The organism is Caulobacter sp. S45 (genome assembly GCF_009765965.1).
Taxonomy (GTDB): Bacteria; Pseudomonadota; Alphaproteobacteria; order Caulobacterales; family Caulobacteraceae; genus CAHJWH01.
This window is the reverse complement of sequence record NZ_LMUL01000010.1, coordinates 147,692-165,819: the sequence shown is the minus strand read 5'-3', so window position 1 is coordinate 165,819 and position 18,128 is coordinate 147,692. Positions and strand designations below refer to the sequence as shown.

General features: G+C 68.3%; 17 protein-coding genes. 12 read left to right on the top strand and 5 right to left on the bottom strand.

The genetic code is table 11. The features are described 5' to 3' along the window. Positions 1-88: 88 nt before the first annotated feature. Positions 89-790, top strand: coding sequence for an HAD-IA family hydrolase (locus tag GSQ87_RS05180; protein WP_158913956.1), 702 nt, complete (start codon positions 89-91; stop codon positions 788-790). A 167-nt stretch (positions 791-957) separates the two neighbouring features. Continuing rightward, positions 958-1,671: a DUF2059 domain-containing protein gene (locus GSQ87_RS05175; protein WP_158913954.1), complete on the top strand. Its 714-nt coding sequence runs from the start codon at positions 958-960 to the stop codon at positions 1,669-1,671. Positions 1,672-1,679: 8 nt separating this feature from the next. Here the strand turns inward: GSQ87_RS05175 and GSQ87_RS05170 are convergent, their stop codons facing one another. From GSQ87_RS05170 to GSQ87_RS05160, 3 genes are all read right to left on the bottom strand, one after another. Next, positions 1,680-3,101 (bottom strand): amidohydrolase family protein, encoded by a 1,422-nt coding sequence (locus GSQ87_RS05170; RefSeq protein ID WP_158913952.1) that lies wholly within the window; start codon positions 3,099-3,101, stop codon positions 1,680-1,682. Positions 3,102-3,139: 38 nt separating this feature from the next. Next, on the bottom strand, positions 3,140-4,534 hold the full coding sequence (locus GSQ87_RS05165; protein ID WP_158913950.1) for an amidohydrolase family protein: 1,395 nt from the start codon (positions 4,532-4,534) through the stop codon (positions 3,140-3,142). 174 nt (positions 4,535-4,708) lie between these two features. After that, complete coding sequence (locus GSQ87_RS05160) at positions 4,709-4,897, bottom strand: hypothetical protein (RefSeq protein WP_158913948.1); 189 nt, start codon at positions 4,895-4,897, stop codon at positions 4,709-4,711. Between GSQ87_RS05160 and GSQ87_RS05155 the strand changes: the two genes are divergently transcribed. Continuing rightward, positions 4,896-6,140 carry a CapA family protein gene (locus tag GSQ87_RS05155; protein ID WP_158913946.1) on the top strand — a complete coding sequence of 415 codons (1,245 nt, stop codon included), beginning with the start codon at positions 4,896-4,898 and terminating at the stop codon, positions 6,138-6,140. The two genes, GSQ87_RS05160 and GSQ87_RS05155, sit on opposite strands and share 2 nt — an antisense overlap. Here GSQ87_RS05155 and GSQ87_RS05150 read toward each other — a convergent pair. Further along, complete coding sequence (locus GSQ87_RS05150; RefSeq protein WP_158913944.1) at positions 6,137-7,033, bottom strand: AraC family transcriptional regulator; 897 nt, start codon at positions 7,031-7,033, stop codon at positions 6,137-6,139. The genes GSQ87_RS05155 and GSQ87_RS05150 overlap by 4 nt on opposite strands. Before the next feature lie 155 nt (positions 7,034-7,188). On the opposite strand from GSQ87_RS05150, the gene GSQ87_RS05145 reads away from it, so the two are divergent. The 6 genes from GSQ87_RS05145 to GSQ87_RS05120 all read left to right on the top strand — a co-directional run bounded on the left by GSQ87_RS05145 (position 7,189) and on the right by GSQ87_RS05120 (position 13,601). Then, positions 7,189-8,031, top strand: a complete 843-nt coding sequence (locus tag GSQ87_RS05145) for an oxidoreductase (protein WP_158913942.1) — start codon at positions 7,189-7,191, stop codon at positions 8,029-8,031. Between the two features lie 35 nt (positions 8,032-8,066). Continuing rightward, on the top strand, positions 8,067-9,149 hold the full coding sequence (locus GSQ87_RS05140) for an aldo/keto reductase (protein WP_158913940.1): 1,083 nt from the start codon (positions 8,067-8,069) through the stop codon (positions 9,147-9,149). Positions 9,150-9,206: 57 nt separating this feature from the next. Further along, positions 9,207-9,986, top strand: coding sequence for a hypothetical protein (locus GSQ87_RS05135; RefSeq protein ID WP_158913938.1), 780 nt, complete (start codon positions 9,207-9,209; stop codon positions 9,984-9,986). A gap of 220 nt (positions 9,987-10,206) precedes the next feature. Further along, positions 10,207-10,983 carry a hypothetical protein gene (locus GSQ87_RS05130; protein WP_158913936.1) on the top strand — a complete coding sequence of 259 codons (777 nt, stop codon included), beginning with the start codon at positions 10,207-10,209 and terminating at the stop codon, positions 10,981-10,983. 145 nt (positions 10,984-11,128) lie between these two features. Further along, positions 11,129-11,887: a bifunctional 2-polyprenyl-6-hydroxyphenol methylase/3-demethylubiquinol 3-O-methyltransferase UbiG gene (locus tag GSQ87_RS05125; protein ID WP_158913934.1), complete on the top strand. Its 759-nt coding sequence runs from the start codon at positions 11,129-11,131 to the stop codon at positions 11,885-11,887. Between the two features lie 181 nt (positions 11,888-12,068). Continuing rightward, on the top strand, positions 12,069-13,601 hold the full coding sequence (locus tag GSQ87_RS05120) for an amino acid permease (RefSeq protein WP_158913932.1): 1,533 nt from the start codon (positions 12,069-12,071) through the stop codon (positions 13,599-13,601). Between the two features lie 105 nt (positions 13,602-13,706). Here the strand turns inward: GSQ87_RS05120 and GSQ87_RS05115 are convergent, their stop codons facing one another. Continuing rightward, positions 13,707-14,336: a YbhB/YbcL family Raf kinase inhibitor-like protein gene (locus GSQ87_RS05115; RefSeq protein WP_158913930.1), complete on the bottom strand. Its 630-nt coding sequence runs from the start codon at positions 14,334-14,336 to the stop codon at positions 13,707-13,709. A gap of 300 nt (positions 14,337-14,636) precedes the next feature. On the opposite strand from GSQ87_RS05115, the gene typA reads away from it, so the two are divergent. The 3 genes from typA to hisN all read left to right on the top strand — a co-directional run bounded on the left by typA (position 14,637) and on the right by hisN (position 18,109). Next, positions 14,637-16,469: a translational GTPase TypA gene (gene typA / locus GSQ87_RS05110; RefSeq protein ID WP_158913928.1), complete on the top strand. Its 1,833-nt coding sequence runs from the start codon at positions 14,637-14,639 to the stop codon at positions 16,467-16,469. Positions 16,470-16,814: 345 nt separating this feature from the next. Continuing rightward, the gene (locus GSQ87_RS05105) at positions 16,815-17,198 is read left to right on the top strand and encodes a helix-turn-helix domain-containing protein (RefSeq protein WP_158913926.1); all 384 of its coding nucleotides are present in this window, start codon (positions 16,815-16,817) and stop codon (positions 17,196-17,198) included. Positions 17,199-17,281: 83 nt separating this feature from the next. Next, the gene (gene hisN / locus GSQ87_RS05100; protein ID WP_158913924.1) at positions 17,282-18,109 is read left to right on the top strand and encodes a histidinol-phosphatase; all 828 of its coding nucleotides are present in this window, start codon (positions 17,282-17,284) and stop codon (positions 18,107-18,109) included. Positions 18,110-18,128: the final 19 nt, after the last annotated feature.

The following is an 18,128-nucleotide window of genomic DNA, read 5'->3' as shown; positions in this document are numbered from 1 at the left end:
CACTCGGTGCTCGCGCGGTCGCCGAAAAGGCTGGAGAGCGCAGCCACCATCGACATCCCCCCGCCCAACGGGGCAGAAGCTGCGCCCCATGACCCAAGCGCCCTTTCCCGACCGAAGCTTCGCCGCCTTCCTGTTCGACATGGACGGGACCATCCTGAACTCCATCGCGGCGGCCGAGCGGGTGTGGGCGGCCTGGGCGCGGAGCCACGGGCTCGACGTCGCCGCCTTCCCGCCGACCATCCATGGGGTGCGGGCGGTGGAGACGGTGCGCCGCCAGGGGCTGGCCGGGGTCGATCCCGAGACGGAGGGCGCCGCGATCAACCGCGCGGAGCTGGAGGACGTCGAAGGCGTCGAGGCCATAGCCGGCGCCGGCGCCTTCCTGGCGTCGCTGCCGGCGGAGCGCTGGGCGGTGGTCACTTCGGCCTCGCGCGCGCTGGCGATGCGCCGGTTGCAGGCGGCCGGTCTGCCCTCGCCGCCGCTGCTGATCACGGCCGAGGATGTGGCCCACGGCAAGCCCGCGCCCGACTGTTTCCGGCTCGCCGCCCAGCGGCTGGGCGTCCGGGCCGAGGACTGCCTGGTGTTCGAGGATGCGCCCGCCGGGATCGCCGCCGCCGAGGCGGCGGGCGCCAGCGTGGTGGTGATCACCGCTACGCATACGCATCCACTGGCCACGCGCCATCCCGTCCTGACCGGCTACGAAGGCCTCGCCGTCAGGGTCGGCGCGGACGGGTTGGCGCTGTCGATGCATGCTGCAACCGCCTCTCCACTCGGTCTGCATCCACTCATCTGAAAACGCGCTGGCGGCCTGTACGACGCTACAGGCAAGCCGTGTGTCATCGCGGAAATCGTCCATGGCGCGACGGGCCATAGAAGCCGACCGCTCTGGGGGAACACATGCAACTTGGAAGACTGGCACCGCGCGGCGGAGCCACGCAGGCAAAACGCAAGACACTGCGCATGATCGCCCTGGTCCAGGCCGGGCTGGCGTTGATGTTGGCATACCCGGCGCACGCGCAAGACGACCCTGCGATGTCGAACAAGACCGCCTCCGCTTTCGCGCAGCTCGGCCAAGCGTTTTCGACGTCCGCGGAAACGACGGCCACGCCTCCGACACCGGAGCGGCTCCGGCTCGTCCACCAATATCTGGTGCAGTACAAGGCGGAGGCGGCCATGAAGGCGGTTGGCCAGGCCGCCTATTCCCAGACCCTGGAGCAGTTCAAGACCAAGGCCGCCGCCCTGCCGGCGCGCCAACAGGCCCAGGCGCTCACAGCGTTCTCCACCGCCTTCGAGAGCGCCGAGGCGGCGCGGATACGGATCACCCTGGACGGGATGGCGACCTATTTCGCCAGCCGGCTGTCGGAGGACGACCTGAAGACGGTCATCGCCTGGAACGACAGCGACATCGGCCACCGGATGCGTGAACAACCGCTGACCGTGACGCAGGAAGAACGTCAACAGGCGGGTCAATTCACCCTGGATCATCCGGCGATGATCCGGTTGGTCCAGGTGTCGGTGGGCTACAGCAAGCAGGTGCTGGCGAACGCGCCCTCGGCCAAGGCCGCGTTCCAGGCGGACTTCCAATCCCGGCTATGCCAGAATTTTTCAGCCATCCAGCTACGGATGTCCACCTGCCCGGCGACGGCGACCCACGCTAGGCGGCGGCCAGCCTAGCGAGCGCCTCAGCTCGCCGGCCAGCGGCGCTTCTGCGGGCCGCCGGCCAGCGGCAGCTTGCTTTCGTCGATGATCTCGCCGGCCTTCATCACCAGGGCGATGTTCTTGGTGTTGTTGATGTCGGCGACGGGATCGGCGTTGAGCAGCACCGCGTCGGCGATCTTGCCGTCCTCGACGCTGCCCATCTGCTCCTGCTTGCCGAGCAGGCGGGCGCCGTTGAAGGTGGCGATCTTGATCACTTCCAGGTTGGGGATGCCGGCTTCCGACAGCAGTTCCAGCTCGCGCTGGAGGCTGGCGCCGTTGCTGGTGTCGGTGCCGGCGGCGACCACGCCGCCGGCCGCGTCGACCCGGCGCAGGTTGTCCTGCAGGATCGGGCCCTGGGTCTGCATCCACTTGCGCCAGGTGCGCTGGTACAGGGCCGGGCTGGACTTCAGCGCGGTCTCCCCGCCCTCGGCGGCGATCTTCTTCAGCCGCGCGCGCTCCGCTGCGGTCATGGTGGCGACGTAGAGCGGTTGATCCAGGTATTCGGGATGGTCGTGGACGCGGCTGTAGTTGTCGCCGATGGTCATGGTCGAGGCCATCGGGATCTGCTTGGCGGCGGCCAGCTTGACGAACTCTTCGGTCAGCGGGCCCTGGACCGGGGTGTGGGCCAGGCTGTCGACGCCGGAATAGATCGCCTCGCGCGCCCGGCTTTCGTTGGAGATGTGCACGGTCGTGCGCACGCCGTGGTCGTTGTAGAACTCGATGATGTGCTGCAGCAGGTCCTTGGGCAGGATCGGGATCAGCGGCCGCGCGCCCCAGCCCTCGTCGTCATAGGTGATCTTCTGCACGTCGGGGTGCTGGCTTTCGACCTGGGCCTCGAGCAGGGCCTTGGCCTCGGGCCAGGTGGAGACGTTGACGGCGATGTCGGTGCCGTGGCTGCCCGGATAGGTGACCAGCTGGCCGGTGGCGAAGATGTGGGGCGCCAGGAGCTTGCCGGCGCGCTCGTCGGCGCGCAGCGGCAGGATGTTCTGCGGGATGTTGCCGACGTCCAGCACCGTGGTCACGCCGGAATAGAGGAAGCTGCCCAGCGCCTCCTCGCCCAGCTTGCGGTCCACCGTCCACTCGCCGATGGGCGGCGGGCGGGTGGCGGTGGTGAAGGCCTTGCCGCCGCGCGAGAAGCCCTGGAGGTGGATGTGGATGTCCATCAGGCCGGGGATCAGATACTTGCCCCGCGCCTCGATCACCTTGCCCCTGGGCGGCCCGGTGATGGCGCTCGGCTCGATCGAGACGAAGCGGCCGTCGGTCACCGTCACCGACATGTCGGGACGGGGCGCGCGCCCGGTGCCGTCGATCAGGGTGACGTGCTGGAAGGTATAGGTCGCGGCGTTGGCCCCGCCGGCGCCCACCAGGGCGAACACGGCGGCGCAGAGTTTGGCGCGAAGCTTCATGAGGCGATCCCCTTAGACCCGAACTCTTGGATGATAGATCAGAAAGCGTCTTGGACGTCGGTTTCCTGGATCAGCGCCTGCTGACGCGCGACCTCGACCCCGGACGACTTGAACACGATGCCGTCGCGCATGACGAACGGCACGTTCAGCACCGAATTGATGTCCTCCAGCGGGCTGACCGCGAGGCCCACCATGTCGGCGGCCATGCCCGGCTCCAGCGAGCCGACGTGCTTGATCCCGCCGGCCAGCGCTGCGTCGGAGGTGCCGGCGGTGAGCGCCTGCATCGGGGTCATGCCGGCGGTGACGTACTCGATGAACTCGTGGGCGTTCTGGCCATGGGGATAGACCCCGGCGTCGGTGCCCAGCGCGATCTTGACGCCCATGGCATGGGCCATCTTGGCCAGCACCTTGGGCTGGTCCTTCAGCGCCAGCACCTTGGCGAAGGAAACCGGCGGCAGGTCCTTGAACGGGCCGTGGCGCTTCTTCTCGTCGGTGTCGCCGACATAGTCGATCGGCCACACGGTCGGCACCAGCCAGATCCCCTTGTCCTTCATGGCCTGCAGCGTCTGCTTGTCGGCCCACATGCCGTGCTCGATGGAGTCGAAGTTGGCGCGGATGCAGGCGTCGATGGCGCCCTTGCCGTGGGCGTGGGCGGTGACCTTGCGGCCCAGCGCATGGGCGGTGTCGGCGATGGCCTTCAGCTCTTCGTCGGTGAACTGCTGGTCGGTGGGCGCGTCGGATTCGTCCAGCGTGCCGCCGCTGGCCATCACCTTGATCACGTCGGCGCCGCGCTTGACCGCGGCCCGCACCGCGCGGCGGCAGTCCTCGGGACCATCGCAGACACCCCGGCGCGGCATGGCGGCCATCACCTCCTCGCGATAGCCGTGGTTGTCGGCGTGGCCGTCGGTGGGGCTGATCGGGTCGCCGGAGGCGGTGATCTTGGGACCCGGCACCAGGCCGTCCTTGATCGCGTCGCGCAGGCCGAACACGGTGTAGCCGATCGAGCCCAGGTCGCGCACGCTGGTGAAGCCGGCCATCAGCGTGGTGTTGGCGTTCTTGGCGCCCAGCAGGGCGAAGTAGGTGTCGGGCTTGCGCACGGCCGCGTCGCCGGGTCCCGCGCCGGCCAGATGGACGTGCAGGTCGATGAAGCCCGGCATGACGAACATGTTGGACAGGTCCACCACCTTGGTCCCGGCCGGCAGGCCGGCGGCGTCCGGACCGATGAAGCCCTCGCGCACCGACTGGACCTTGCCGTCGACGATCACCACGCTGACATTCTTCAACGGCGCATGGCCGGGCGTCTCCAGCAGCTGGCCGGCATGGACGATGGAGGGGGTGGACGAGACCTCGGCCAGGGCGTGGCCATGGACCATGCCGGCGGCGGCGATGGCGGGAAGCACCCGCGCCAACAGGGACCAACGGAAAAAGCTCATGTCTTAGCCCCCAGCCCGGTTCGGCGCGCCTCGGGGCGCGCCAAACGCTTCATGTTTAAACATTCTCAACTTAATATGATTTTGCATCTATGCCGATGGCGAGTCCACCGTCAAGTTCACGTGGACGTTCCGGTGCGTTGAGTCTTGCCGGGGCCCAGACTGCCGCAAAAGGCGTCAATAACGAAGGCGTACGCGTAACCCGTAAGACGACAAACCCGCTTCGGAGGATGCCAGGATGAAGAGACGTGAGTTTCTTTGCAGCGCCGTTTCAATAACGCTGTCGAATCCGATTTCGGCATTGGGGAAACCCGCTTCCGGCGCGCCGTACAAGTCGATCACGCTGGCCGCGGTCGGCGATTGCATGATCACCCGCCCCTTCGATCGCCAGTCTCCCGGCCTGCAGCCGCTGCTGGGCGTGCTGCGCGACGCGGACCTGACCTTCGGCAATTTCGAGATGACCCTGCCGGACCCCGAGATGTATCCGGCTTCGACCGGCGTCTGCGGCGACCTGAACAACAGCGCCGAAGGGCCCATGCCGGAAGAGCTGCGCTGGGCCGGGTTCAAGATCATGGGCCTGCCGAACAACCATATGCTCGACTACGGCGTCGACGGCATGTTCGCCACCGCGCGCAAGATCGGGGCGACGGGGATCGCCCACGCGGGAACCGGGCGCAACCTGGCGGAGGCGCGCGCGCCGGCCTTCTACGATTCGCCGGGCGGGCGGGGCGCGCTGATCGCCTGCGCATCGTCGTATCGTCCGGGGTCCCAGGCGGCGGACGGGAACGGGGAAATCCCCGGCCGCCCGGGGCTCAACCCCCTTCACATCGACACCAAGTATCATGTGAGCGCGAGCCAGCTCTCCACGCTCCAGGCCATCAAGCAGCAGCTGTTTCCCGACACCAGGCAGGGGCCGCTCCAGGCCCCGACCGGAGCCGGTGTAAGCTTCCTCGACAACCAGTTCGTCGCCGAGGGCCAGCCGGACGTGGTCACCACGTCCGATCCGCGCGACCTCGCCGGTATCGTCGCCAGCATCCGCCGGGCCCGCCGCAACGCCGACCTGGTCATGGTCAGCATCCATTCGCACGAGGCCCATGGCGAACGGGAGATTCCGGCCACCTTCCTTCCAGAATTCGCCCACGCCTGCATCGACGCCGGCGCCCACGCCTTCATGGGTCACGGCCCGCATGTCCTGCGCGGGATCGAGATCTACAAGGGAAAGCCGATCTTCTACAGCCTGGGGAACTTCATCTTCGAAGCCGAAAGCATGCGGCAGGTCCCGCAGGGGATGTACGATAGCTGCCAGATCGCCGGCGCCGACCCCTCCGACTTCTTCGACCGGGCTATGCAGGGCTTCCACGAGGAGGTCTATTGGCAATCCGTGATCGCCCAGGCGGAGTTCGTCGACGGCGATCTTTCCGAACTGCGGTTGATCCCCATCGATCTGCAGCGGGACTTGCCGCGCGCCGAACGCGGCATGCCGATCCGGGCGAACGCGCAGGTCGGCGGCGTCATCCTCGATCGTCTGGCCAGGTTGTCGGAGCCCTTCGGCACCAAGATCATCCGTGAAGACGGCATAGGCGTCATCCGCCCCCAAGCCCGGTCCTAGACGCTTCGTTCCAGCGCCGAGAGTTTGCGCAAGCGCGCCACGTCCCGACGCGGCGGGGCGCCGAACAGACGGCTGTACTCGCGGGTGAACTGGGAGGGGCTGTCGTAGCCGACGTCGTAGCCCACCGCCGCCACGTCGCGCGACTGGGCGAGCAGGCGGGTGCGGGCCTCCTGCAGACGGACCTGCTTCTGGTATTGCAGCGGGCTCATGGCGGTGACGGCGCGGAAGTGGCGGTGAAACGACGAGGGGCTCATGGCCGACAGCCGCGCCAGGTCCTCGATGCGCAAAAGCTCGGCGTAGTGGTCGCGAATCCAGCGCACGGCGTGGCCGATCTGGGACAGCCGGCTGTCGGCCAGGCCGATCTGACGCACCATCGGACCCTGGTCCCCGGCCAGCAGCCGCCAGAGGATCTCGCGTTCGATCATCGGGCGCAGCACGGCGATGTCGCCCGGACGGTCCAGCAGGCGCAGCAGGCGCACCACCGGCTCCAGCAGCTCGGGGGTCGCGTCGCTGACCGCCATGCCCAGGGGATGGGCGGCGGGGCTGCCGGCCGAGGCGGTCTCCAGCAGCAGGGTGGCGATGGCCGCCGGTTTCAGGGCCACGCCGACGGCTAGATAGGGCTGCTCGGCGCTGGCCCGGACCACGTTGCTGACGATCGGCAGGTCGAGACCCACCACCAGATACTGGCCCTCGCCGTAGTCGAACACCCGCTCGGCCAGCACCGCCCGCTTGCCGCCCTGGGCGACCACGGCGAAGGTGGGCTCGGAAATGTTGAGCACCGGCTCGGTCGGAGCATCGCTGGCCAGCAACCGCACGCCGGCAACCTCGCACGCCCTTTGGCCGGGCTGGGCGTGGTGGGCGATCAGCGTGCGCAGTTCGGCGAGCGGCTCCATGGCGCCCATCCCATGCCGCCGCCGGCGGATAAGGCAAGCGCGATCGCACAAACCCCTCGCAATTGGCAGGATCGTGCAAGAAGCCGGGACCATCGATCTACCGGCCGATCCGCCATGCATGCTCCCCTGGGGTCGGTCGATAGGGAGTGCTCACGATGCAGAAGACCTGGTTCATCACCGGCGCCAGCCGCGGGCTCGGGCTCGAGATCGCCAAGGCCGCCCTGCGCGCCGGCGACCGGGTCGTGGCCACGGGCCGCCAGCGCGCGAGCCTCAGCGAAGCCCTTGGCCCGGACGGCGAGACGTTGCTGTCGGTCGAGCTGGACGTGATCGATGCGGACCAGGCCAAGGCGGCGGTGGCGACCGCTGTCTCGCGGTTCGGCGGGATCGACGTGCTGGTGAACAACGCCGGCTATGGCCACCTGGGGTTCTTCGAGGAGATGGACGCCCACGACGTCCAGGCCCAGTTCGCCACCAACCTGTTCGGCGTGTTCAGCACCACCTGGGCGGCCCTGCCGGCGATGCGCGCGGCGCGCACGGGGCGCATCTTCAACATCTCCTCGCTCGGCGGCCTGCTGGGGGCGGAGCTGGCCTCGCTCTACTGCGCGAGCAAGTTCGCGCTGGAGGGCTTCTCCGAGGCCCTGGCCAAGGAGGTCGCGCCGTTCGGGCTGTTCGTGACCATCGTCGAGCCCGGCCCCTTTCGCACCGACTTCCTCACGCCCGCCTCGATCCGCTTCGGCGGCCACCCGGTGGCGGACTACGACGCGCGGCGGGGACAGTTGCGGGCCGGGTTCGAACAGCGCGACGGCCAGCAGCCGGGCGATCCGGTGAAGCTGGCGGACGCCATGGTGAAGCTGGCCAACGATCCCGCCCCGCCCATGCGCTTCCTCGCCGGCTCGATCGCCCTGGACGCCGCCGAGGCGAAGCTGGCCGCGATGCTGGCCGAGTTCGACCGCTGGCGGGCTCTATCGGTGAGCGCCGATGGGGACTACGCCAGCTAGGGCCTTATCTTTCGCGAACCTGGAAGAGAAACAGCATGCCGCTCGATTCCTACGTCACCCTCGGCCGCTCTGGCCTGCGCGTCAGCCCGTTCTGCCTGGGGACCATGACCTTCGGCGACGACTGGGGCTGGGGCTCCAGCCCCGAGGAGTCCCAGACCATCCTGGCCGACTATCTCGATCGGGGCGGCAACTTCGTCGACACCGCCAACATCTACACCAACGGCCATTCCGAGAAGATCATCGGCGACTTCTTCGCGGGTAATCGGGCGCGCCGGAACCGCACGGTGATCGCCACCAAGTTCTTCTGCAACCTGCACGCCGGCGATCCCAACGGCGGCGGCGGCGGACGCAAGGCGATGGTGGAGCAGTGCGAGGCGTCGCTGCGCCGGCTGCAGACCGACTATATCGACCTGTATTGGCTGCATAACTGGGACGCCGGGACGCCCATCGAGGAGACCCTGCGCGCCATGGACGACCTGGTGAGCGCCGGCAAGGTCCGCTACCTGGGCGTCTCCGACCTGCCGGCCTGGAAGGTGGCGCAGGCCCAGACCATCGCCCACTTCCGCGGCTGGGCGCCGCTGATCGCTCTGCAGATCGAGTATTCGCTGCTGGAGCGGACAGTGGAGGGCGAGCTGACGCCGATGGCGCGGGAGCTGGGCCTGGGCGCCATGCCGTGGGGTCCGCTCAAGGGCGGCTGGCTGTCGGGCAAGTACACCCGCGAGAACGCCGATTCCAAGACGTCCGACCGCGCCTCGATGGGCGGCGGCCCGACCGAGAAGGCCTATCAGATCGTCGACGTGCTGAAGCCGATCGCCGAGGAACTCAACGCCACCCCGGCGGCGGTGGCCCTGGCCTGGGTGCAGGGCCGGCCAGGCGTGACCTCGACCCTGATCGGCGCGCGGCGGCAGGAGCAGCTCCACGACAACTTGACCGCGCTGGATGTCCGGCTGAGCGAGGCGCAGGTCGCCGCCCTGGACCAGGTTTCCAAGCCGACGCTCAACTTCCCGGCGGACCTGAACCGGGACCGGGCGCCGAGCCTGGCCTTCGCCGGGGCCACCATCGACGGGCTGGCGACCAAGGCCATGCCAGTGCTGACCCGCAGCGCCGCGCGATACTGACGGCGATCCGGAGCTGGGCCGCGCCGCAAAAACGCCATCCGGGAGGATCGCTATAGGTTGAACGGCGCCGATCCGCGCGCCTCGCGGGTGGGGCGGTGGATCATGTCGATAGCGGCGCTGGGCGCGCGGGGGCTCGGGACGCCCGGCCGGCAGCGGCTGCGACGGGCGGCCGGCGCCCTGCTGGTCGGGATCGGGCTCAACGCCGCCCTGTTGGCCCTGTTGCTGCTGACCGGACGGCCAGCCCTGTGGTCGCCGCCTGCCGCGCCCGAGACCGCGATCCGCCTGGACCTTTTCCCCGACCGCCTCCGAGCGCCGCCGGCCCCGCTAGCGAGCGCGCCCCGGATCGTCCAGCCCATCGCCTCCAAGCCCGACCGCGCGCGGCCGACTCCGCTGACCCCGCCGATACCCGCCCAGCCGGTGGTCGAGCGCCCCGTCCCGCCCGCCCCGATTTCGGCGCCCGGCCCGGCGAACCCGGCCCCGCCCGCGCCGGACGAAGCCGCCGCCGACCGGGCGCGCACGGGGGCGGCGCTGCGGGCGATGTCGGCCTGTTCGCGTCTGGGCGCGCCGGGCGGCGGCGAGGACAGGGCGGAATGCGCCCGCCAGCTCGCCGTGCATCGGGAAGAACAGATCGACGTCGTCCCCACCCAGATGCGCACCCAGCAGGCGGTCGCCGACGCGCGTCGGGCCTATGTCGAAAGCGGGGCGGCTGCGGCCCTGCTGCCCAAGGACAAGATGACGGTGCACACCCACGGCATGGACGTCTCCATCCACTATAAGTGCACGATGAAGTTCGGCGCGGGCGAGGCCGCCAAGATGCATTGTCCGGGCGTCAACTAGCCACGTATTCTATGTACGCCGTCCTAGTGGATTGCCAAACCAGTTAATGCGGAATACGCTCAGGTATTGGCTCCTACACAGTATTCTCTATCAGTACGGATGCATGCGCTGCGCGCGCCTGCCGAGCTGACGCCTTCAGCTCCAACGCTTTCCTCTTAAAGTACAGCTTCGACAGTTGCTTTCCAGCCTGTTCAAACAATAGCTCGTCGGGAGGACGATTATGAAACGCCTTGCAATCGCAATCATGCTGATCGGCGTCAGCGCGGGTTCCGCGCTGGCCTACAGCAGCCCGTTCGCCGGAACGTGGAAGCTGAACGTCAAGATGAGCAAGTTCACCGGCGACACCTTCACCTATACGGAGTCGGCGAAAGGTTTCCACTACTCGAACGGCAGCACCATTTCCTACGATTTCGCGATGGATGGAAAGGACTACACAATCCTTCCCGGCCGCACCATGGCCTGGACCAAGGTGGGCGACCATGCCTGGGAGGTGGTGGCCAAGAACGAGGACAAGGTGCTGAGCAAGACCCACCGCGAGATTTCCGCCGACGGCAAGAAGATGATCTCCTCCTATGTCGAGTATCGGCCCGACGGTAAGACCGTCACCGAGAGCGACGTCTACGACCGGGTCTCGGGATCGCACGGCCTCGCGGGCAAGTGGAAGGACGTCAAGGTGCAGGCGGCCACCGACGTCATGACCATCACGACCCCCTCGGCCGGCCAGTTCGAACTCAGCGTCCCCAGCTACAAGCAGACGATTTCCGGACCGACCGATGGGACGCCGGTGGAGATCAAGGGCCCGACTATCCCGCCCGGCGCGATGGCCAGCTACAAGGCGCTCGCCCCGGAGAAGTGGGAGTACTCCATCACGCTCAAGGGCAAGGCCTATGTGAAGGGCGTCATGACCGTGTCGGCGGGCGGCAAGATGCTGACCGACACCTCCTGGGTCCCGGAGAAGGAGGCCGAGAAGACGGTCGCGGTCTACGACAAGAGCTGAACGCCGCGCGACGTCGGGGCTACCGGGGGGCGGCCCCGACGTCGAGGCGGGACGCGGCGGGCTAGCCTCCCGCTTCGCGAACTCGTAGAGACGATCTGGTTTTCAACCCGACCGTCACGACGTTCCAGGCAAGCAGCGATACAGCATGAGTAATAGGCTTCCGGACACGGTCCGGCGCATGAGGGGCATGGCGCGCTACGCCTTGCTCCGCCTGAGCGGCGACGACCGCACGCACTATACGCGGGACTATCGTCGCCTGGTTCAGAGCCTCATCGCTCAATATCCGCTGGACGAGGCCATGAGCCGGGCTGTGGGCGGGCTCTACGCCGAGATGGGACAGCTCCAGACCCAGGTGCTGATCGATGCCGGATTGGCGGACGGCGACCGGCTGCTGGACCTTGGCTGCGGCAGCGGCCGGCTGGCGAATACGTTGAAGGACCGGGTCGCCGTCGAATACCTGGGCCTGGACATCATCCCCGAACTGCTCGCCTACGCCCGCACGCGCGCGCCGCCGTCCTACAGGTTCGTGCTGAACACCAAGCTGACCTTGCCGGTGACCGATGAGCGGTTCGACATGGCCTGCGCGTTCAGCGTCTTCACCCATCTCCAGCACGAAGAGACCTTCCTCTATCTCAGCGAACTGGCGCGGGTGATCCGTCCCGGCGGCCGGCTGGTCTTCTCATTCCTCGAATTCCGGGCGCCGGAGCACTGGCTGGTGTTTCGCAACGCCGTCCATGCCGTCAGCGAATCCCGGCGCGTCCACCTGGACATGTTCATCGAGCGGTCGGTGATCGACCTGTGGTGCTCGCAACTGGGCTTCGAGCGCGAACAGTTCGTGGGCCCTGGCGACGCCGGCGTGGGCGGATCGCTCGGTCAATCCGTTGCGATCCTTCGCCGGACCTGAGGGCCAACAGTGCTGGCGCCGACCCTGGCGACACGCCGCCTCAGGATTGGTCATCGACCGCGGCCTCGCGCGCAGGCGGGATCGTTGCGACCGGCGGATGAAGCTTGGCGCTTGACGGGAGGCGGCCGTATGCCCCTGTTGCAAAGGCAGATTCGGACAAACCGAGCCGATAGGGGAAACCATGTGGCGCGTTAAGCCGCTCGACCAAATCCTGGCCACGGCCGAAAAGAAATCGCTGCATCGCTCTTTGGGCGCGATCCAGCTCACCCTGCTGGGGATAGGCGCGGTGATCGGCACCGGCATCTTCGTGCTGACCGCCGAGGCGGCCCAGAAGGCCGGCCCCGGCATGATGGTCTCGTTCATCATCGCCGGCGCGGTCTGCGCGGTGGCGGCGCTCTGCTATTCGGAACTGGCCTCGATGGTGCCGGTGGCGGGCTCGGCCTACACCTACTCCTACGCCGTGCTGGGCGAGATCGTCGCCTGGCTGGTCGGCTGGGCGCTGATCATGGAGTACGCCCTGGGCGCGAGCGCGGTGGCGGTGGGATGGTCGGGCTACATCACCGGCCTGCTGCACAGCTTCGCCGGCATCACCATCCCGGCGGCCCTGGCCGCGGGGCCGGACGGCGGCGGGATCTTCAACCTGCCGGCCGTGATCATCACCGCCCTGGTGACGGCCCTGCTGGTGGTCGGCACCAAGGAGAGCGCCACGGCCAACGCTGTGCTGGTGGCGATCAAGGTGATCGCACTGACCGCCTTCGTCGCCTGCACGCTGCCGATCATGCACCTGCATAACTTCCATCCCTTCGCGCCGAAGGGGTGGGGCAATCCGCTCGGCTCGGGCGGGACCGGGGTGCTGGGGGCGGCCGCCTCGATCTTCTTCGCCTATGTCGGCTTCGACGCGGTCTCCACCGCCGCGGAAGAGACCAAGAACCCGCAGCGCAACGTACCCATCGGACTGATCGGTTCGCTGGTCATCTGCACCATCTTCTACCTGCTGGTGGCCGGTGGCGCGGTCGGCGCCTATGGAGCCCAGCCCGTCTACGGCCCGCACGGCGAGACCATCGCCGCCGGTTCGCGCGCCCTGACCGAGCGCTGCGCCCAGCTCGGCGCCCACCTGCCGCTGGTCTGCTCGCGCGAGGCGCTGGCCCACGTGCTGCGCCAGGTCGGCCATCCGCTGATCGGCAACATCCTGGGTCTGGCGGCGGGTTTCGCCCTGCCCTCGGTGATCCTGCTGATGATGTTCGGCCAGACCCGGATCTTCTTCGTGATGGCGCGCGACGGCCTGCTGCCCAAGGTGCTCAGCTCGGTGCATCCGCGCTTCAAGACGCCGCACGTCGTGACCATGATCACCGGCGTCGGCGTGGCCATCGCGGCGGGCCTGTTGCCGGTCGGCAAGCTGGCGGACTATTCGAACTCCGGCACCCTGTTCGCATTCGGCGTGGTCTCGCTGGCGGTGATGATCCTGCGCTTCACGGCCAAGGACCGGCATCGCCCGTTCAAGGCGCCGCTGCTGTTCGTGGTGGCGCCGATGTCGATCGTGGGCTGCGTGGTCCTGTTCATCAGCCTGCCGATCGAGGCCAAGCTGCTGTTCCCGATCTGGAGCGCCATCGGCCTGGCGCTGTACTTCAGCTATGGCTTCTGGAGGAGCAACGTACGGCGCGGCGTGATCGACGTCGAGGACCTGGACGGCAGCGCGCCGGGCGGCCCGTTCTAAGGACGGGGCCAAGATCGGATCGCCTCTGATCCGCTCATCTCCGCGAAGGCGGGGATGAGCGGAAGTGGGACGTTCCCGGGGACGAAGCCCCGATAACCAGCTTAATCAGCCCTTGGGCTTGGGCGGGGGCGCGTCGGGGTCGGCGAAGCTGAGGCCGACCAGGTCGCCGCTGGCCAGGATGTGGCCCTTCATCTCCGAGGCCAGGGTCTCGTAGTCGACGTCCGGGTTCAGCGGGAGCGCCGCATCCAGAGCGAACACCTGGAAGTGGTAGTGGTGCTTGGGACCCGGCGGGGTGCGCGGCCCATGGTAGGGCTGGCTCGAGCCGTGGGGATTGGGTCCGTATTGCGAGCCCTCGGGCGGGACGGTCATGGCGGCCGGGAGCCGGGTCATGCCGGCCGGGATGTCGAACATGGTCCAGTGCACCAGCGGCCCGCCATGGTAGGGACTATCAGGGTCCTGCATGATGATGGCGTAGGCGCGCGTGCCCTTGGGCCCCGCCGTCCAGGCCAGGCCGGGAAACACGTTGCCGCGGTACTGGGTGTTGACGAACGGGATGTCCCCGCCGGGGGCGAAGGCAGGCGAGCTGACCTTCAGCGTCTTGCCGCTGTTGGCCGGCAGGACGAAGACGGCGATCTGGGTCGAGAGGTCGACCGGCGCGTCCCCCTGGGCGGCGGCCCCGGTGACGAGCGCAAGGCTCAGCGCGGCGGCGGCGGTTAAGGACAGGCGACCGTTCATCTGCTTTTCCCCTCTTTACGCCTGGGCCGGAGCCGGCGGCGCATCTCGGCCGACAACGAACCATGCCCGTCCGAACGCGGCAAGGCCGACCGCCGCAAGCCGCGGCCCAAGGTGTGCGGACGGCCTGGAATCCCCCCGAAAGCTCCGGGTCGCGCGCTTCGCCGACACGTTTTTACGCGCCTTGCATGCGCCTGCGGTGTCATCGCCCTGGCGCGAACTCTCGCACTTGCGTAAAAGCGCCCCGCAACTCCTTCCCGCATCAGCCCGCTGATCGCGCCCTTACGGACGCCGTTACACCCCATGTCGCTTCGCAACATCGCCATCATCGCCCACGTCGACCACGGCAAAACCACGCTGGTGGACCAGCTGCTCGCCCAGTCCGGCGTGTTCCGAGCCAACGAGGCCCATGTCGAACGCGCCATGGACTCCAACGACCAGGAGCGCGAGCGGGGCATCACCATCCTGGCCAAGTGCACCAGCGTGCTGTGGCACGGCAAGGTGGGCGAGACCCGCATCAACATCATCGACACCCCCGGCCACGCCGACTTCGGCGGCGAGGTGGAACGCATCCTGGGCATGGTGGACGGCTGCCTGCTGCTGGTGGACGCCGAAGAGGGCGTCATGCCCCAGACCAAGTTCGTGCTCGGCAAGGCGCTGAAGCTCGGCCTGCGTCCGATCCTGGTGCTGAACAAGGTCGACCGCCCCCACGCCGATCCGGACCGGGTGCTGAACGAGACCTTCGACCTGTTCGCCAGCATCGGCGCCACCGACGAGCAGCTCGACTTCCCCCACGTCTACGCCTCGGGCAAGGAGGGCTGGGCCTCGCTGACCATGGACGGCGCGCGCGACAGCCTGGCGCCCCTGTACGACCTGATCGTCGACCACGTGCCCGAGCCTAAGGCCGTCGCCCGCAAGGACGAGCCCGGCCAGGTGCTGGCGGTGCTGATCGAAAGCGACCCGTTCCTGGGCCGCCTGCTGACCGGCCGGGTCGAGGCCGGCACGCTGACGCCGGGCATGGCGATCAAGGCGCTGAACCGCGACGGGGTCGAGATCGAGCGTGGCCGCATCACCAAGCTGCTCGCCTTCCGGGGCCTGAAGCGCCAGCCGATCGAGATGGCCGAGGCCGGCGACATCGTGGCGGTGGCGGGCCTGTCCAAGGCGACGGTGGCCGACACCCTGTGCGACCTGACCCTGAGCGAGGCCCTGCCCGCCCAGCCGATCGACCCGCCGACCATCTCCATGACCGTCACGGTCAACGACAGCCCGCTGGCCGGCAAGGACGGCTCCAAGGTGCAGAGCCGCGTGATCCGCGACCGCCTGCTCAAGGAGGCCGAATCCAACGTCGCCATCAAGGTGGCCGAAACCGCCGAGAAGGACGCGTTCGAGGTGTCGGGCCGCGGCGAACTGCAGCTCGGCGTGCTGATCGAGAACATGCGCCGCGAAGGCTTCGAGCTGTCGATCTCGCGTCCGCGCGTGGTCTACCGCATCGACGAGGAGACCAAGCAGCGCCTGGAGCCGATCGAGGAAGTGGTCATCGACGTGGATGACGAGTTCTCCGGCGTGGTGATCGAGAAGCTGTCCGCCCGCAAGGCCGACCTGAAGGACATGCGTCCCTCCGGCAGCGGCAAGACCCGTATCACCCTGGAAAGCCCCTCGCGCTCGCTGATCGGCTACCAGGGCGAGTTCCTGACCGACACGCGCGGCTCGGGCGTGCTGAACCGGGTGTTTTCCCATTATGAACCGCACCGCGGCGCCATCGAGGGCCGCCAGAAGGGCGTGCTGATCTCCAACTCCGACGGCGAGACGGCGTCCTACGCGCTGTGGAACCTGGAAGAGCGCGGCGTGATGTTCGTCGGCGCCGGCGAAAAGACCTATCAGGGCATGATCATCGGCGAGAACGCGCGCTGGGACGACCTGGACGTCAACCCGATGAAGGCCAAGCAGCTCACCAACGTGCGCGCCTCCGGCAAGGACGAGGCGATCCGCCTGACCCCACCGCGCCGCATGAGCCTGGAACAGGCCATCGCCTATATCGACGACGACGAGCTGGTCGAGGTCACGCCCAAGGCCATCCGCCTGCGCAAGCAGGTGCTGAACCCCTCGATGCGCAAGCGTAAGGTCAAAGAGGACTAGGTTCCGCGTCCTTCACCTGAGTTTATTGCGGCGGCGCTTACGAGCGCCGCCGTTTTCGTTTGTGGAACCGTACTGCGTGCTTCGAGACGCCCCTGCGGGGCTCCTCAGCATGACGGGCGTGGGGTAGACGACAAGCCGCCCATACCCTTCGTCATGCTGAGGAGCCCCGCAGGGGCGTCTCGAAGCACGCATAACCACCGCCCACCCCATATCCCCCGCCCCGAACGCAAGCCCCCTCCCCCCAAACGCGAACGACTCCCCCCTGCGGCGAAAATCGGCATGGGGCTTGCGCGGGAGAGGCGCATACGTCCCACTTCGGGACGGCAAGCTTTGGGAGACCTGGGCATGGGCGCCGACATCGACCTGCACCTCGGCAAGCGCCTCCGCCGTCGTCGCCGTCTGCTGGGCCTGACCCAGCAGCAGGTGGCCGAGGTGGTGGGCATCCGCTTTCAACAGATCCAGAAATACGAGTGCGGCGCCAACCGCATCTCCGCCGCTCGCCTATGGCAGCTGGCCCAGGCGCTCGACGTGCCGGTGAGCTACTTCTACGACGGTCTGGAGGACTACCAGCCGCGCCGCGACCGCGAGCAGCCCGAAGCCCGTGGCAAGGACATGCTGGCCCGCAAGGAAACCCGCGACCTGATCCACGCCTACGCCCAGCTCGGCGAACGGCCCCGCCAGCGCCTGCTGGACATGGCCAAGCAGCTCAACACCGAACCGCCGCTGTAGACACGGGCGGCAGGTAGACGAAACCGGCCGGCGGCGGGGCGTACACGCTTCCCCCGCCGGCCCATCCCGGCTATCTCGCCCAGATGTCGACAGACCTGTCCCCGACCCAGCTCTCAGGCTTCGAGAATTTCGCCGTGGAGCTGGCGCGCGCCGCCGGCGCCGCCATCCTGCCGCTGTTCCGCAACGAGAACGGACTTGAGGACAAGGGCGGCCCGCAGGGGCTGGCCTTCGATCCCGTCACCGCCGCCGACCGGGGGGCGGAGGCGGCCATGCGCCAGGCCATCGCCAAGCGCTTCCCCGACCACGGCGTGATCGGCGAGGAGTACGGCGAGGATAAGCCGGACGCCGAGTTCGTCTGGGTGCTCGACCCCGTCGACGGCACGCGCGGCTTCATCGCCGGCGTCCCGCTCTGGACCACCCTGATCGCGCTGCGCTGGCAGGGCGCGCCTGTGGTCGGCCTGATCGCCCAGCCCTATATGGACGAGATGTTCGTGGGCACGGCGCTCGGTTCGCGCCTGATCCATCGCGACACTGTCCGCCCGCTGGCCGTCAAGCCGTGCGCGGGGCTGGCCGACGCCATCGTCGGCGTCACCGACCCGCAGGCCTATTTCCGCCCCGACGAGCAGCGCGTGTTCCAGGGCGTGCGCGACGCCGCCAAGCTGACCCGCATGGGCGGCGACGGCTACTATTTCGCCATGGCGGCGCTGGGGACCATGGACGTCGTGGTCGAGCCCGCCGCCTGCAAGGCCTGGGACGTGGAGCCCGCCATCCCGCTGATGCAGGGCGCGGGCGGCTTCATGACCAACTGGCGCGGCGAACCGGTCGGGGCCAAGGGCGGCCAGGTGCTGCTGGCCGGCGACCGCCGCTGCCTCGATCAGGCGCTGGCCCTGTTGGCCCCGGCGGCGGACTGAGCCGCCTCCGCCGACACCC

Excerpts from the sequence above, each read along its gene's own strand:
- GSQ87_RS05180 (WP_158913956.1), top strand. The coding sequence starts at position 89 with ATGACCCAAGCGCCCTTTCCCGACCGAAGCTTCGCCGCCTTCCTGTTC.
- GSQ87_RS05175 (WP_158913954.1), top strand. The coding sequence starts at position 958 with ATGATCGCCCTGGTCCAGGCCGGGCTGGCGTTGATGTTGGCATACCCG.
- GSQ87_RS05170 (WP_158913952.1), bottom strand. The coding sequence starts at position 3,101 with ATGAAGCTTCGCGCCAAACTCTGCGCCGCCGTGTTCGCCCTGGTGGGC.
- GSQ87_RS05165 (WP_158913950.1), bottom strand. The coding sequence starts at position 4,534 with ATGAGCTTTTTCCGTTGGTCCCTGTTGGCGCGGGTGCTTCCCGCCATC.
- GSQ87_RS05155 (WP_158913946.1), top strand. The coding sequence starts at position 4,896 with ATGATCACCCGCCCCTTCGATCGCCAGTCTCCCGGCCTGCAGCCGCTG.
- GSQ87_RS05160 (WP_158913948.1), bottom strand. The coding sequence starts at position 4,897 with ATGCAATCGCCGACCGCGGCCAGCGTGATCGACTTGTACGGCGCGCCG.
- GSQ87_RS05150 (WP_158913944.1), bottom strand. The coding sequence starts at position 7,033 with ATGGAGCCGCTCGCCGAACTGCGCACGCTGATCGCCCACCACGCCCAG.
- GSQ87_RS05145 (WP_158913942.1), top strand. The coding sequence starts at position 7,189 with ATGCAGAAGACCTGGTTCATCACCGGCGCCAGCCGCGGGCTCGGGCTC.
- GSQ87_RS05140 (WP_158913940.1), top strand. The coding sequence starts at position 8,067 with ATGCCGCTCGATTCCTACGTCACCCTCGGCCGCTCTGGCCTGCGCGTC.
- GSQ87_RS05130 (WP_158913936.1), top strand. The coding sequence starts at position 10,207 with ATGAAACGCCTTGCAATCGCAATCATGCTGATCGGCGTCAGCGCGGGT.
- GSQ87_RS05125 (WP_158913934.1), top strand. The coding sequence starts at position 11,129 with ATGAGTAATAGGCTTCCGGACACGGTCCGGCGCATGAGGGGCATGGCG.
- GSQ87_RS05120 (WP_158913932.1), top strand. The coding sequence starts at position 12,069 with ATGTGGCGCGTTAAGCCGCTCGACCAAATCCTGGCCACGGCCGAAAAG.
- GSQ87_RS05115 (WP_158913930.1), bottom strand. The coding sequence starts at position 14,336 with ATGAACGGTCGCCTGTCCTTAACCGCCGCCGCCGCGCTGAGCCTTGCG.
- typA (WP_158913928.1), top strand. The coding sequence starts at position 14,637 with ATGTCGCTTCGCAACATCGCCATCATCGCCCACGTCGACCACGGCAAA.
- GSQ87_RS05105 (WP_158913926.1), top strand. The coding sequence starts at position 16,815 with ATGGGCGCCGACATCGACCTGCACCTCGGCAAGCGCCTCCGCCGTCGT.
- hisN (WP_158913924.1), top strand. The coding sequence starts at position 17,282 with ATGTCGACAGACCTGTCCCCGACCCAGCTCTCAGGCTTCGAGAATTTC.